The sequence below is a fragment of the Pseudomonas sp. 1152_12 genome, assembly GCF_052850675.1.
In genome coordinates this window covers 256,994-270,333 of the sequence record NZ_VXCW01000007.1, presented here as the reverse complement: position 1 = coordinate 270,333, position 13,340 = coordinate 256,994, and the positions used below count along the sequence as shown (strand labels likewise).

At 61.0% G+C, this 13,340-nt stretch carries 15 protein-coding genes; 6 read left to right on the top strand and 9 right to left on the bottom strand.

The window, feature by feature from the left end:
- The first annotated feature begins 118 nt into the window (after positions 1-118).
- From hemA to FW764_RS15700, 6 genes are all read left to right on the top strand, one after another.
- Complete coding sequence (gene hemA, locus FW764_RS15725; RefSeq protein ID WP_446434685.1) at positions 119-1,408, top strand: glutamyl-tRNA reductase; 1,290 nt, start codon at positions 119-121, stop codon at positions 1,406-1,408.
- Entirely contained in the window at positions 1,405-2,487 is a 1,083-nt protein-coding gene (gene prfA / locus FW764_RS15720) for a peptide chain release factor 1 (RefSeq protein WP_094948898.1), read from the top strand. Before hemA ends, prfA begins: the two co-directional genes overlap by 4 nt.
- Positions 2,488-3,318 (top strand): peptide chain release factor N(5)-glutamine methyltransferase, encoded by an 831-nt coding sequence (prmC, locus tag FW764_RS15715; RefSeq protein WP_446434684.1) that lies wholly within the window; start codon positions 2,488-2,490, stop codon positions 3,316-3,318.
- The gene (gene moeB / locus FW764_RS15710) at positions 3,312-4,067 is read left to right on the top strand and encodes a molybdopterin-synthase adenylyltransferase MoeB (RefSeq protein ID WP_446434683.1); all 756 of its coding nucleotides are present in this window, start codon (positions 3,312-3,314) and stop codon (positions 4,065-4,067) included. Before prmC ends, moeB begins: the two co-directional genes overlap by 7 nt.
- Positions 4,060-4,854: a glutamate racemase gene (gene murI, locus FW764_RS15705; protein ID WP_446434682.1), complete on the top strand. Its 795-nt coding sequence runs from the start codon at positions 4,060-4,062 to the stop codon at positions 4,852-4,854. The genes moeB and murI overlap by 8 nt, the downstream gene beginning before the upstream one ends.
- A gap of 112 nt (positions 4,855-4,966) precedes the next feature.
- On the top strand, positions 4,967-5,485 hold the full coding sequence (locus tag FW764_RS15700; protein ID WP_446434681.1) for an acyloxyacyl hydrolase: 519 nt from the start codon (positions 4,967-4,969) through the stop codon (positions 5,483-5,485).
- A 134-nt stretch (positions 5,486-5,619) separates the two neighbouring features.
- On the opposite strand, the gene FW764_RS15695 is transcribed toward FW764_RS15700, so the two are convergent.
- Genes FW764_RS15695 through FW764_RS15655 form a run of 9 tightly spaced genes read right to left on the bottom strand, consistent with a single transcriptional unit; the run spans position 5,620 to position 13,338 of the window.
- Entirely contained in the window at positions 5,620-5,925 is a 306-nt protein-coding gene (locus FW764_RS15695) for a YkgJ family cysteine cluster protein (protein ID WP_446434680.1), read from the bottom strand.
- A 54-nt stretch (positions 5,926-5,979) separates the two neighbouring features.
- Positions 5,980-6,471, bottom strand: coding sequence for a DUF2878 domain-containing protein (locus FW764_RS15690; protein WP_446434679.1), 492 nt, complete (start codon positions 6,469-6,471; stop codon positions 5,980-5,982).
- Positions 6,464-7,735 carry a class I SAM-dependent methyltransferase gene (locus FW764_RS15685; RefSeq protein ID WP_446434678.1) on the bottom strand — a complete coding sequence of 424 codons (1,272 nt, stop codon included), beginning with the start codon at positions 7,733-7,735 and terminating at the stop codon, positions 6,464-6,466. The genes FW764_RS15690 and FW764_RS15685 overlap by 8 nt, the downstream gene beginning before the upstream one ends.
- The gene (locus FW764_RS15680; RefSeq protein ID WP_446434677.1) at positions 7,722-8,531 is read right to left on the bottom strand and encodes a DUF1365 domain-containing protein; all 810 of its coding nucleotides are present in this window, start codon (positions 8,529-8,531) and stop codon (positions 7,722-7,724) included. Before FW764_RS15680 ends, FW764_RS15685 begins: the two co-directional genes overlap by 14 nt.
- Positions 8,528-9,775 (bottom strand): NAD(P)/FAD-dependent oxidoreductase, encoded by a 1,248-nt coding sequence (locus FW764_RS15675; RefSeq protein WP_446434676.1) that lies wholly within the window; start codon positions 9,773-9,775, stop codon positions 8,528-8,530. Before FW764_RS15675 ends, FW764_RS15680 begins: the two co-directional genes overlap by 4 nt.
- Entirely contained in the window at positions 9,772-10,554 is a 783-nt protein-coding gene (locus FW764_RS15670) for an SDR family NAD(P)-dependent oxidoreductase (protein ID WP_446434675.1), read from the bottom strand. Before FW764_RS15670 ends, FW764_RS15675 begins: the two co-directional genes overlap by 4 nt.
- The gene (locus tag FW764_RS15665) at positions 10,551-10,973 is read right to left on the bottom strand and encodes a nuclear transport factor 2 family protein (protein ID WP_446434674.1); all 423 of its coding nucleotides are present in this window, start codon (positions 10,971-10,973) and stop codon (positions 10,551-10,553) included. The genes FW764_RS15670 and FW764_RS15665 overlap by 4 nt, the downstream gene beginning before the upstream one ends.
- Positions 10,966-12,408 carry a deoxyribodipyrimidine photo-lyase gene (gene phrB, locus FW764_RS15660; RefSeq protein ID WP_446434673.1) on the bottom strand — a complete coding sequence of 481 codons (1,443 nt, stop codon included), beginning with the start codon at positions 12,406-12,408 and terminating at the stop codon, positions 10,966-10,968. The genes FW764_RS15665 and phrB overlap by 8 nt, the downstream gene beginning before the upstream one ends.
- On the bottom strand, positions 12,409-13,338 hold the full coding sequence (locus FW764_RS15655) for a MerR family transcriptional regulator (RefSeq protein ID WP_446434672.1): 930 nt from the start codon (positions 13,336-13,338) through the stop codon (positions 12,409-12,411).
- Positions 13,339-13,340: the final 2 nt, after the last annotated feature.

Genomic DNA, 13,340 nt, shown 5'->3' with positions numbered 1-13,340 from the left:
CGAGTCTCAGTTGGCGCCTTTATAGGCATAAGCTACTAGGACAATAGACGACGGTGGTTGTTCTGGGTCTTTCGAAGTAGGACAATTGTCGGCTTCCCGACATCATCAGCGATCTTGAATGGCCTTCCTCGCACTCGGTATTAACCACAAGACTGCATCTGTAGACGTGCGCGAGCGCGTGGCGTTTACGCCAGAGCAGTTGGTTGAGGCCTTGCAGCAGCTCTGCCGGCTCACCGACAGCCGCGAAGCTGCGATCCTTTCGACCTGCAATCGCAGTGAGCTTTATATAGAGCAGGAACATCTTTGCGCGGATGTGGTGCTGCGCTGGCTGGCCGATTACCACCATTTGGACCTTGATGACCTGCGCGCCAGTGCGTATGTGCACGAAGAGGATGCGGCAGTTCGTCACATGATGCGCGTCGCCTCAGGGCTCGACTCGCTGGTGTTGGGCGAGCCGCAGATCCTCGGCCAAATGAAATCCGCCTACGCCGTGGCGCGTGAGGCCGGCACCGTCGGGCCGCTGCTGGGCCGACTGTTTCAAGCCACCTTCAATTCGGCCAAGCAGGTGCGTACCGACACGGCCATCGGTGAAAACCCGGTATCCGTGGCGTTCGCCGCCGTCAGCCTGGCCAAACAGATTTTTAGCGACTTGCAGCGCAGCCAGGCCCTGCTGATCGGTGCTGGTGAAACCATCACCTTGGTCGCCCGTCATCTGCATGAGTTAGGCGTGAAACGTATTGTAGTCGCCAACCGTACGCTGGAGCGCGCTAGCATCCTGGCGGAGCAGTTCGGTGCTCACGCGGTGTTGCTGTCAGACATTCCGGCCGAACTGGTGCGCAGTGATATCGTGATCAGCTCTACCGCCAGCCAGTTGCCGATCCTCGGCAAGGGCGCGGTCGAGAGCGCGCTGAAGCTGCGTAAGCACAAACCGATTTTCATGGTGGATATCGCCGTTCCCCGTGACATCGAACCGGAAGTCGGCGAGTTGGACGACGTTTACCTGTATAGCGTCGACGATTTGCACGAAGTGGTCGCCGAAAACCTCAAGAGTCGTCAGGGCGCGGCTCAGGCGGCCGAGGAAATGGTCAGCGTCGGCGCCGAAGACTTTATGGTGCGCTTGCGTGAACTGGCGGCAGTCGACGTGCTCAAGGCATATCGTCAGCAGGGTGAACGCTTGCGCGATGAAGAGTTGATCAAAGCCCAGCGTTTGCTGGCCAACGGCAGCAGCGCCGAAGAAGTGCTGATGCAACTGGCGCGTGGCTTGACCAACAAGTTGCTCCACGCCCCCAGCGTGCAGTTGAAAAAGCTTACCGCCGAAGGCCGCCTTGATGCGCTGGCCATGGCCCAAGAACTCTTTGCCCTCGGTGAGGGCGCGTCAGATAGCTCTTCGGATAAAAAATCGCAATGAAAGCGTCACTGCTCAATAAACTGGACGTGCTCCAGGACCGTTTCGAAGAACTGACCGCCTTGCTCGGCGATGGCGAAGTCATCTCCGATCAGACCAAGTTCCGTGCCTACTCCAAGGAATACGCCGAAGTTGAGCCGATTGTGGCCACTTACAAGCACCTGACTAAGGTGCAGGCTGACCTCGAAGGCGCCCAGGCGCTGCTCAAGGACAGCGACCCGGACATGCGCGAAATGGCCGTGGAAGAAGTCCGCGAAGCCAAGGAAAAACTGGCTGAGCTGGAAGGCGACCTGCAACGCATGTTGCTGCCCAAAGACCCTAACGATGGGCGCAACGTGTTCCTCGAAATCCGCGCTGGCACCGGTGGCGATGAGGCAGCGATCTTCTCCGGCGACCTGTTCCGCATGTATTCGCGTTTTGCCGAGCGTCGCGGCTGGCGTGTCGAGATTTTGTCCGAGAACATCGGTGAACACGGCGGCTATAAAGAAGTCATCGCCCGGGTTGAAGGCGACAACGTCTACGGCAAGCTCAAGTTTGAATCCGGCGTGCATCGCGTGCAGCGGGTTCCGGCGACTGAATCCCAGGGCCGTATCCACACCTCGGCGTGCACCGTGGCCGTATTGCCTGAGCCGGACGAGCAGGAAGCCATCGAGATAAACCCGGCGGACTTGCGCGTCGACACCTACCGCTCATCGGGCGCCGGTGGGCAGCACGTCAACAAGACCGACTCGGCGATCCGTATTACGCACTTGCCGTCGGGCATCGTGGTGGAGTGCCAGGAAGAACGTTCCCAGCATAAGAACCGTGCACGGGCCATGTCCTGGCTGTCGGCCAAGCTCAACGACCAGCAGACCAGCGCCGCCGCCAACGCGATTGCCAGCGAGCGCAAGTTGCTGGTCGGGTCCGGCGACCGTTCCGAGCGTATCCGTACCTACAATTTTGCCCAGGGTCGGGTCACCGACCACCGCGTTAACCTCACGCTTTATTCTCTCGACGAGATTCTCGCCGGTGGCGTTGACGCGGTCATCGAGCCGCTGCTCGCCGAGTACCAGGCCGATCAATTGGCGGCGATAGGTGAATAAATGACCATTATTGCCAGCCTGCTGCGTGCCGCCGACCTGCCCGACTCGCCCACCGCGCGCCTGGATGTGGAACTGTTGCTGGCCGCAGCCTTGGGCAAATCGCGCAGCTATTTGCACACCTGGCCGGAAAAAATCGTCAGCAGCGAAGCTGCGCTGACCTTTGCCGACTATCTGCAACGCCGCCGTGGCGGTGAACCCGTGGCGTATATCCTCGGGCAGCAGGGTTTCTGGAAGCTGGACCTGGAGGTCGCGCCCCACACGCTGATTCCACGTCCGGAAACCGAGCTGCTGGTGGAGGCCGCGTTGGAGCTGCTAGCGGGCACGCCGGCCAAGGTCCTTGACCTGGGCACCGGCAGCGGCGCCATCGCGCTGGCCTTGGCCAGCGAGCGCCCGGCTTGGCAGGTCACCGCGGTCGATCGCGTGTTGGAAGCGGTGGCCCTGGCCGAGCGCAATCGCCAGCGCCTGCAGCTTAAAAACGCCACGGTCCTGAACAGTCATTGGTTCAGCGCGCTTCAAGGTCACACCTTCGACCTGATCATCAGCAATCCCCCGTACATTGCCGACGATGACCCGCACCTGGTGGCAGGCGATGTGCGTTTTGAACCGGCCAGCGCGCTGGTGGCGGGCCGTGATGGCCTGGACGATCTGCGCCTGATCATCGCCCAATCCCCGGCCCACTTGAATGCCAGCGGTTGGCTGTTGCTCGAGCATGGCTACGATCAGGCTGGCGCTGTGCGTGATCTGTTGTTGGGCGAAGGCTTTGAAGCGGTGCACAGCCGCATCGACCTCGGTGGCCACGAACGCATTACCCTCGGACGCCGCCCATGCTGACCGACCAGGAACTGTTGCGCTATAGCCGACAGATTCTGTTGCAGCATGTCGACATCGACGGCCAGTTGCGCCTGAAAAACGCCCGCGCACTGATCGTCGGCCTGGGGGGGCTCGGCGCACCCGTCGCGCTGTACCTGGCCGCCGCCGGCGTGGGTGAGTTGCATCTGGCGGACTTCGACACCGTTGACCTGACCAACCTGCAACGTCAGATCATCCATGACACCGACAGCATTGGGCGGACCAAGGTCGAATCGGCTTTACGTCGTCTCACCGCGATTAATCCTGAAGTCAAACTGCTCGCCCATCGCACTGCGCTGGATGCCGACTCACTGGCGGCCGCGGTAGCTGCGGTGGACGTGGTCCTTGATTGCAGCGACAACTTTTCTACTCGCGAAGCCGTCAACGTCGCCTGCTTTGCTGGCGGTAAACCATTGATCAGTGGCGCTGCGATTCGCCTTGAGGGCCAGTTGTCGGTGTTCGACCCGCGTCGCGCCGACAGCCCGTGCTACCACTGTTTATACGGGCACGGCAGCGAGACCGAACTGACCTGCAGCGAAGCGGGCGTTGTGGGGCCGTTGGTGGGCGTGGTCGGCAGCCTGCAGGCGCTGGAAGCCTTGAAGTTGCTGGTGGGCTTCGGTGAGCCATTGGTCGGCCGGTTGTTGTTGATCGATGCGTTGACCACGCGCTTTCGCGAATTACGCGTCAAGCGCGACCCTGGCTGCAGTGTCTGCGGGACGCAGCATGGTTAGGAACGCGCCCATCGGTGTGTTCGATTCCGGTATCGGCGGCTTGACCGTGCTGGACGAAATTCAGCAGTTATTGCCCCATGAATCGCTGCTGTACGTGGCCGATTGCGGGCATATCCCTTACGGCGAGAAAACCCCTGCATTCATTCTTGAACGCTCCCGGCGCGTCGCCGAGTTTTTTCGCGAGCAAGGCGCCAAGGCCTTTGTGATTGCCTGCAACACGGCGACTGTGGCAGCCGTAGCCGATTTGCGCCAGGACTATCCCGACTGGCCATTGGTGGGCATGGAGCCGGCAGTCAAACCGGCCGCCGCTGCCACCCGCAGCGGCGTGGTCGGAGTGCTCGCCACCACCGGCACTCTGCAAAGCGCCAAGTTCGCCGCTTTGCTCGACCGTTTTGCCACCGACGTACGCGTGATTACTCAGCCCTGCCCGGGCCTGGTGGAGCTGATTGAAAGTGGCGACCTCAATAGCCCTGAACTGCGCCAGATGTTGCACTGCTATGTTGAACCGCTGCTCAGCGCCGGCTGCGACACGATTATTCTCGGCTGCACCCACTATCCCTTCCTCAAGCCGCTCCTGGCGCAAATGCTCCCCCCGAGCATCATCCTGATCGACACCGGCGCCGCCGTGGCGCGTCAGCTCAAACGTCTATTGGGCGAGCGCGACCTGTTGGCCACCGGCAATTCTGAGCCTGCCCAGTTCTGGACCAGCGGTCACGTCGGTCACCTGAGAAATATCCTACCTGCACTATGGAAACATCCTGGAGTTGTGCGAAGCTTCGACGCGTGAAAATTTTGTGAAATAACGCGATAAAACGCTGAACTTCTGGCTCTGCGTCGGCTTCTATAGCGAGTTAGTCTGTACAAAAACACACAATTTCGTTTTCAAAGGACTGTTTCTTATGAAGCGCTTGTTCTGTTTGGCTGCGTTTGCGGCCGTGGTGGTAGGACACTCTGTTTCGGCCCAGGCCGCTGGCCTGGAGTTGGGTGTGGGGGGCACCAGCGATTCGACCATGACCTATCGGTTGGGGCTAACGTCGGATTGGGACAAAAGCTGGTGGCAGAGCGACACAGGCCGACTGACCGGTTATTGGAGCGGTGCCTACACCTACTGGGATGGCGACAAGCGCGCCAGTGTCAGCAGCGTGTCATTCTCGCCGGTATTTGTGTATGAATTTGCTGGCGAGTCGGTAAAGCCTTACATCGAGGCCGGGATCGGCGTGGCGGTGTTCTCACGCACGCGGGTTGAAGACAACAATATCGGCCAGGCCTTTCAGTTCGAAGACCGCCTGGGTTTTGGTCTGCGCTTTACCGGTGGGCATGAAGTGGGCATTCGTGCCACGCACTACTCCAACGCGGGTATCAGCAGCAACAACGACGGAGTAGAGAGCTACTCGCTGCACTACACCTACCCGTTGTAAGCCATCAGGCACCTGCTGATTAGTGTGGGCTGGCTTGCCTGCGTTAGCATCACTCCGGTGTAACCGATACCGAGGTGACTGCATCGCAGGCAAGCCAGCTCCCGCAGTTGAGTTGATTAGCGCCACATTCAGGTTCAGCGATACGCCGTCGCAATCCCTTCACGCTCGGTCAAGCACTCCGGCGCGCCCATCTCGAATTCCCGGCAGATGAGCGGTCGTCGCTCGTAAATCGTGCACATCATCGTGTCCCGATCCAGCGCCGCACACCAGCCGTCATCCAAGCGCAGCATGACTTCGCCGCCCCAATCGTCGGTATCGATATAGCGTTCCGGCACGCCGGTGTCGGTGATCAGCATGACTTCCAACTGGCAGCAGCAGGCCGCGCACGTCGAGCAGGTGACGACGGGGTCGGTGATTTGAGTGTGAGGGATGTTGGTCATAGGCGCGCAGTGTAAGGCAAGTGCGTGAGGTCCGTGTGAAAGCTCTGACGGATGTCAGTGCCCCAATTGCCGGGCGATCCAATGCAGCACCGGGAACAGCAGCGCCCACAGCAGCGCCAGGCCAATCAAGGTGGGCGCTGTAGCGTAACCGAAACTCACGCCGGCCAATTGGCTACCGGCGTAATAAGACAGTGGCCCGCCGACTGCGCCTAATATACTGGCGCGCCACCATGGCTGCGCGCTCCAGGCCAGGCAATGGCGCAACGTGGTGGCGAGCAACGCCCACAGCAGCACCAGCCAGAATGGAATCAGCGGCCCCGGTAAGCTGAAATGAAACACGCCGACGGTGCGCAGTAAAGTATCGATTACCGTGCCGAGCAGGGTCACGGCGAGGACCGCCTGCCCCTCCGCAGACCATGAACTTATCCACAGCAGGTGGGTGGCCAGCACTGCGCCCGCGACCAGTAACCAAAGGCTGTCACCGCCCAGCACGCAGGCAAACCAGCCGCACTGGAACAGCACGGCATTCGTCAGCCGTTTAAGCATTGAAACGCCCGAGCAAAGGCGGGTTGATCGCCGCCGGCTTGGCCAGCAGCAACTGCGCGGTACCGATTGTTCGCTCCATGAATCCACCTTCGCAGTAGCACAAATAGAACTCCCACAAGCGCAGGAAGTACTCATCGTAGCCCAACTCTGTGAGGCGGCCATGGGCGCGACGAAAGTTCTCATGCCACAGGCGCAAGGTTTTCGCATAGTGCAGGCCGAAGTCCTCCATGTGCAGCAGGTTCATGTCGGTGTCGCGGCTGACGATGTGCAACATGTTCTGTACACAGGGCAGGGCGCCACCGGGGAAAATATAGCGCTGGATAAAGTCGACACTGTTCTTGGCCTGCTCGAAGCGCTGTTCACGAATAGTGATGGCTTGCAGCAGCATCAATCCGTCGCGCTTGAGCAAGTGCGCACACTGTTTGAAGTAGGTCGGCAGGAAGCGATGGCCCACCGCTTCGATCATCTCGATGGACACCAGCTTGTCGTATTGCCCGGTCAGATCGCGATAGTCCTGCAGCAACAGGGTGACTTGGTCCTTCAGTCCCAACGTCTCGATACGTTTTTCGGTGTAAGCGAACTGCTCTTTGGACAAGGTCGTGGTGGTGACTTTGCAACCGTAGTGCTGCGCTGCATACAGCGCCATGCTGCCCCAGCCGGTGCCGATTTCCAGCAGGTGGTCGGTAGGTTTGAGTGCGAGTTTTTGGCAGATGCGTTCCAGCTTGTTCAACTGTGCCTGTTCCAAGGTGTCATCGGGCGACAGGAATTGCGCCGCCGAGTACATCATGGTCGGGTCGAGGAACTCTTCGAACAGGTCATTGCCCAGGTCGTAGTGCGCGGCGATGTTTTTCTGTGAGCCCTTACGCGTATTGCGGTTGAGCCAGTGCAGGCCTTGGGTGAGTGGCCGTGCCAGGCGCGCCAGGCCACCTTCCATTGCGTCGAGCACGTCCAGGTTGCTCACCATCACGCGCACCACCGAGGTCAGGTCCGGCGTGCTCCAGTAACCGTGGATGAACGCCTCGCCTGCGCCAATCGAACCATTGGCCGCTACCAGGCCCCACACCGCCGAATCGAGGATCTGAATTTCCCCCAGCAGGTGCGCTTCACGGGCGCCGAACACCTGGCGTTCACCGTCTTCGATCACCACTAGCTGGCCGTGACGCAGTTGGCTCAGTTGGCGCAGCACGGTCTTGCGCAGCAGTGCGCTGGTCAAGCCGTTGACGTTCAGGCGGTTGGTTTTGACCGATAAGCTAGGGGATTTCATGGCGGCGATCCTTGGTATACCCGACTGCGGTGCGAGAGGCGCCATCGGCGGCCTGATGGGAAAAAATCGGTGTGCGTTTGAGCAATAGGCGCATGGCCTGCCAGTAAATCGCCAGGCAGGTCTTGGCGGTCATCCACGGAAAACGCCACAGGTAGCGGTGCAGGCTGGCGCGGTTCAGCGTTTCTTTATGCAGGCTCAACGTGGCGTCGAAGACTTTCAACTCGCCCTGCCAATCGGCCATGTGCACGCCTAGCTTGGCGGCGGGCGGGCTGAAGCTCATGCGGTATTCCAGGTCGCGTGGCAAGAACGGCGACACATGGAAGGCCTTCGCCACGGCGAAGTGCTGGTGCTCATCCGCGCTGAGGGCTTGGGCCGGTAGCACGTAGTGATAACGCTCGCGCCACGGGGTGTTAGTCACTTCACACAGGATCGCGGCCAGTTGCCCATCGGCCTCGAAGCAGTAGAAGAAACTCACTGGATTAAAAGCCAGGCCCCAACTGCGGGCCTGGGTCAGTAGGCAGATAACGCCCTGAGGCTCACGCCCCAGCGCCTTGCCGACTTCCTGGCGCACGGCATCGCTCAACGTCATGCCGTGGCGCGTAAACTCGCGCAGGTAATCCTGCTGACGAAAACCGAAGGGGGCCAGGCGACTCGCGCCGGCCAGGGGCGACAGCCCGAGCACTTCGTCTTGTTCGCTCAAGTCCAGGTACAGCAAGCCGATGCGGTAGCGAAAGGCGTGAGCCTTGGGCGCAAACCGGCGGTGGGCAATCCAGCCGCTGTACAGGGCGCTGTTCACAGGGTTTCTCCAAAGGCTTGGGCCACGCGCAAGGCGCTGACCACGCCGTCTTCATGGAAACCGTTGGCCCAGTAGGCGCCGCAATAAAAGGTGTTGCGCGCACCGGCCAACTCTTCCCAGCGCCCTTGGGCGGCGACCGCCGCGAGGCTGTATTGCGGGTGTGCGTAGGTGTAGCGCGCGAGGATCTTCAGCGGGTTGATCATCGGCGTCTGGTTCAGGCTCACGCAAAAGGTGGTGGCGCTGTCGATGCCTTGCAGAATGTTCATGTCGTAAGTGACGGCAGCCTGGGTCTGCACGGTGCCGGTCAGTCGGTAGTTCCAGCTGGCCCAGGCGAGCTTGCGGTCGGGTAGCAAGCGCGTGTCGGTGTGCAGCACCACATCGTTGTCGGCGTAGGGCAATGCGCCGAGAATTTCCTGTTCCGCCTGGCTCGGGTCGGCCAGGAGCGCCAGTGCTTGGTCGCTGTGGCACGCGAACACCACGCGATCAAATGCCTCGCTGCCGGCGGCGCTGTGGATAACTACGCCGTCGGCTGTGCGCTCAACGTTATGCACAGGGCAGTTGAGACGCACCTGCTCGCGAAAGCTGCGCGTCAGCGGTTCGATGTAGCGGCTCGACCCACCTTCGATCACGCACCATTGCGGCCGGTTATTGACCGAGAGCAAACCGTGGTTTTTGAAGAAGCGTACAAAGAACTGCAACGGAAAACCGAGCATGTCGGCCAGGGACATCGACCAGATCGCCGCGCCCATCGGCACGATGTAATGCCGGATAAACCGTGGGCCGTAGCCGCCCGCTTCGAGGTAATCACCGAGGGTCATCTCGGCGCTGATGCGCTGCTCTTGCAGGTCCAGAGGCGCCTGGCGGTTGAAGCGCAAAATGTCGCGCAACATGCCCCAGAACCCCGGCGAGAGAATATTGCGGCGCTGGGCAAACAGGCTGTTGAGGTTGTTGCCGTTGTACTCGAAGCCTGCGTCTTGATCGCACACCGAAAAGCTCATCTCGGTGGGTTTGAAGGTGACGCCAATCTGCCCCAGCAGCTTAATGAAGTTCGGGTAGGTCCAGTCGTTGAACACGATAAAGCCGGTGTCCACCGCATAGCTTTTACCCTCGACCGTCACGTTGACCGTGTGGGTATGGCCGCCGATACGCTCGCCCGCTTCGAACACGGTGATGTCATGGCGGCGGCTGAGCAGGTAGGCGCTGGTCAGCCCGGCGATACCGCTGCCGATAATGGCGATCTTCACAGGTCGTCCTTCTGCGGCGGCGGGCTGCGCAGCATGCGCTTGCCGATGATCAACTGCGCGCGGTTGGGCAGCTTCGACAGCGGCCACAGGGTGGCGATAAACATAGCGGGGAAGGCAATTTCCAGCGGACGCTTGTCCAGCTTGGCGAAGATATGTCGCGCGGCCTTGTTGGCGGACCAGCTTAAGGGCATGGGGAAGTCATTGCGTTCGGTCAACGGCGTGTCGACAAAGCCCGGGCTGATCACCGTGACGTCGATGTTCTCGGGCGACAGGCTGATGCGCAGGGATTCGAACAGGTAACGCAGCCCGGCTTTGGATGCGCCATAGGCTTCGGCGCGCGGCATCGGCAGGTAGGTTACCGCACTGGCCACGCCGACCAGGTGCGGCGTGTGACCTTTGCGCAGCAGCGGTAACGCGGCTTCGATGCAATAGCTGCTCGCCAGTAAGTTGGTGCGTACTACGTGCTCGACAATCGAGGCGTCAAACTGCCGCGCGTCCACGTATTCACAGGTGCCGGCGTTGAGGATCACCGTGTCGAGTGAGCCCCAGACCTCAGCGATATGTTCGCCGATCTTGCGCACGGTCTGGCTGTTGGTCAGGTCACCGGGCACCACCAGCACTTGCCCTGGATAACGATGAGCGAGAGCCTCAAGCGGCCCCTTGGTGCGCGAGCTGAGCGCAACGTGAGCGGCGCTGTTGAGTAATTCAACGGCTAGCGCGGCGCCGATACCACTGCTGGCGCCGGTCAACCAATAACGGCGGGGAGGTGTAAGGCTCATCCCATTCTCCTTTTCAGCCAACGGACAACGCGCCCGAGTACTGGCAGGTGTTCATAGAGCAGGGCACCGGCATCGAAATAATCGCGATGGCGGTACACCTTGTCGCGCCACAGCAGGTGCGAGCAGCCTTCCACGCGGATCACTTTGCCGCTGTTGAGCCGTGGGTGGCAGAAGCTCATTTTCCAGCGCAGGTAGCCTTCACCTTCGGCCACTTGGTCGAAACTGTAGAACTCGAAGCGCAACTGGCTGACATTGCCGTACAGCTCGGTGAAGTAGCGGTGCAACGCGGGCAGCCCGTGCACTTCATGCAGTGGGTCGGCGAAGGTGACGTCTTTGCTGTACAGGCTCTCGAGCAGGTGCAGGTTGTGCTTGTCCAGCGAGGCAAAGGCCTGGGCGAATCGTTGCAGGAAGTCACTCATGCTCGGCAACCTCCTGACGTGAAGGCAGGCTGCGGAACGCGGCCAGGGCGCGCTCGCGGGATTTTTTCAGGTCGACAATCGCGCGGGGGTAGTCAGCCACACCAAACAGGCCGCCGGCTGCCTCGGGGTTGTGCACGTCCTTTTTATTCAGAGCGGCCAGTTCTGGCAGCCAGTGCTTGATGAACACGCCCTCGCTGTCGAATTTCTCCGACTGGCTCAACGGGCTGAAAATCCGAAAGTACGGCGCCGAGTCGGTGCCCGTGGATGAACTCCACTGCCAGCCGCCGTTGTTGGCCGCCAGGTCGCCGTCGATCAAGTGGCGCATAAAGAAACGCTCGCCTTCGCGCCAGTCGATCAGCAGGTTCTTGGTCAGGAACATCGCCACCACCATGCGCAGGCGGTTGTGCATCCAGCCGGTTTCGAGCAACTGGCGCATGGCCGCGTCGATGATCGGCAGGCCTGTGCGTGCTTCTTGCCACGCAGCGAGGTCTTTCGGCGCGTCGCGCCAGGCCACTGCTTCGGTCTCGGGGCGAAAGGCCCGGTGGCGGGAAACCCGTGGGTAGCCCACCAGAATGTGTTTGTAGAACTCTCGCCACAGCAGCTCATTGATCCAGGTGATGGTGCCGATGTCGCCGCTTTCGAACTCGCCCTGGTTGGTTTGCAAGGCGGCATGCAGGCATTGGCGCGGCGAAACCACACCGGCGGCGAGGTAGGCCGAAAGCTGGCTGGTGCCAGGTTTGGCCGGAAAGTCGCGCTCATCCTTGTAGTAGCTGATTTGTTGATCAGCAAAGGCTTCGAGGCGGCGGTGGGCCTCGTCTTCACCGGCGGGCCAGAGCGCGCGCAAGGTCTCGCTGGGGGGGGCGAAGCCTTCGACGTGGGCCGGGATGGGGTCGCTTTGCAAGTCCAGTTTTGCTTGAGCTTCTGGTGTGGCTACCAATCGCGGCAAGGCACTGTGCAGGCGTGTGTAGCAGACCTTGCGGAACTGGCTGAAGACCTGGAAGTAGGTGCCGGTCTTGGTCAGCACGCTGCCGGGTTGGAAAAACAGTTGGTCCAAGTAACTGTGGAATGTCACTCCGTCGGCTTGCAGGGCCTGGGCCACGGCGGCATCGCGGCGGCGCTCGTGGATGCCGTATTCCTCGTTGACGTGCACCGACTCAACCGAGAGTTCCCGGCACAGCGTGCTCAGCACGCCAGGCGCCTGGTCCCAGGTCGCTGCGGTGCGGATCAACAGGGGAATGTTCAGTTGGCCCAGCGCCTGGCTCAGGTGCTGCAGGTTGCGCATCCAGAAATCGACTTTGCACGGCGCGTCATCGTGGGCTAGCCACTGTTCAGGACTGATCAGGTACACGGCCGCAACCGGGCCCCGCTGGCACGCGGCGGCCAGGGCGGTGTTGTCGTGTAGGCGCAGGTCGGTGCGCAGCCAGATCAAATGCATTTAAACAATTCCACGCTGGATCAGTAACTGGTGAGCCGACAATAGGTCTTCGGCCACGAACAATTCAGGGGTGTCACGGGTTAATACGGCCAGCTCGGCCTGGTGGATGCATACCGTTGGTCCGGCAATCAAGGTTGGGCAGCGGACGCCGCCTAAAAGTTTGACGAGTGCAGACAAATGCAGGGCTTTACTCGAGTACAGCAACACGGCGCGCGGTTGTAGGTGTTCCACCGCCAAGGCCAGTTCACCGGCCGGCAATGGCCAGTCGAAGACTTCCACTGGGCAGTCGGCGCTGCTGACGAGCCAGGCGCTGAGCCACAAATGCGGTTCCAGAGGCAGGTCGGAATGGTTGACCAACAGCAGCGGGGCGCCTTGCAGTTGGCGATTGTTGTGGTAGATGCGCGCGCCGAATTTGCTGCGCAGCCAGGACAGGAAAAACACGCGCTCCATCTGCGCGCCGAACTGGCCCTGCCAGCGCTGCTCAAGCTCCTTGAGCAGTGGCAGCATCAGTTGTTCGCACAGGGTGCGTGGCGGGTACAGCGCCATGGCCTGATTGAACGCGTCGTCGACCCGGCGTTCGGCCAACTCGCTGATCGCACTCACCAAGGTCTGGCGCAAGGTGTGCCATTCGTTTTCGACGGTGTCGGGGATGGCTTGGGCGGAATCGATCAGGCTTTTCACTTGGCTGACCGGTACGCCACGGTTCAGCCAAGTGAGGATGGCGTGGATACGTTGCACATGCTCGGCGCTGAACAGCCGATGGCCCTTGGGCGTGCGCTGGGGCACGATCAGGCCGTAACGGCGTTCCCAGGCGCGCAAGGTCACCGCGTTGACGCCGGTCTGACGCGCCACTTCACGAATGGGCAGCCAACCGTCTTGGAGGGCTTGGGCGATGTCTTCGCCAGGTTCGTCTTGCAAGGCAGCTCTCATGG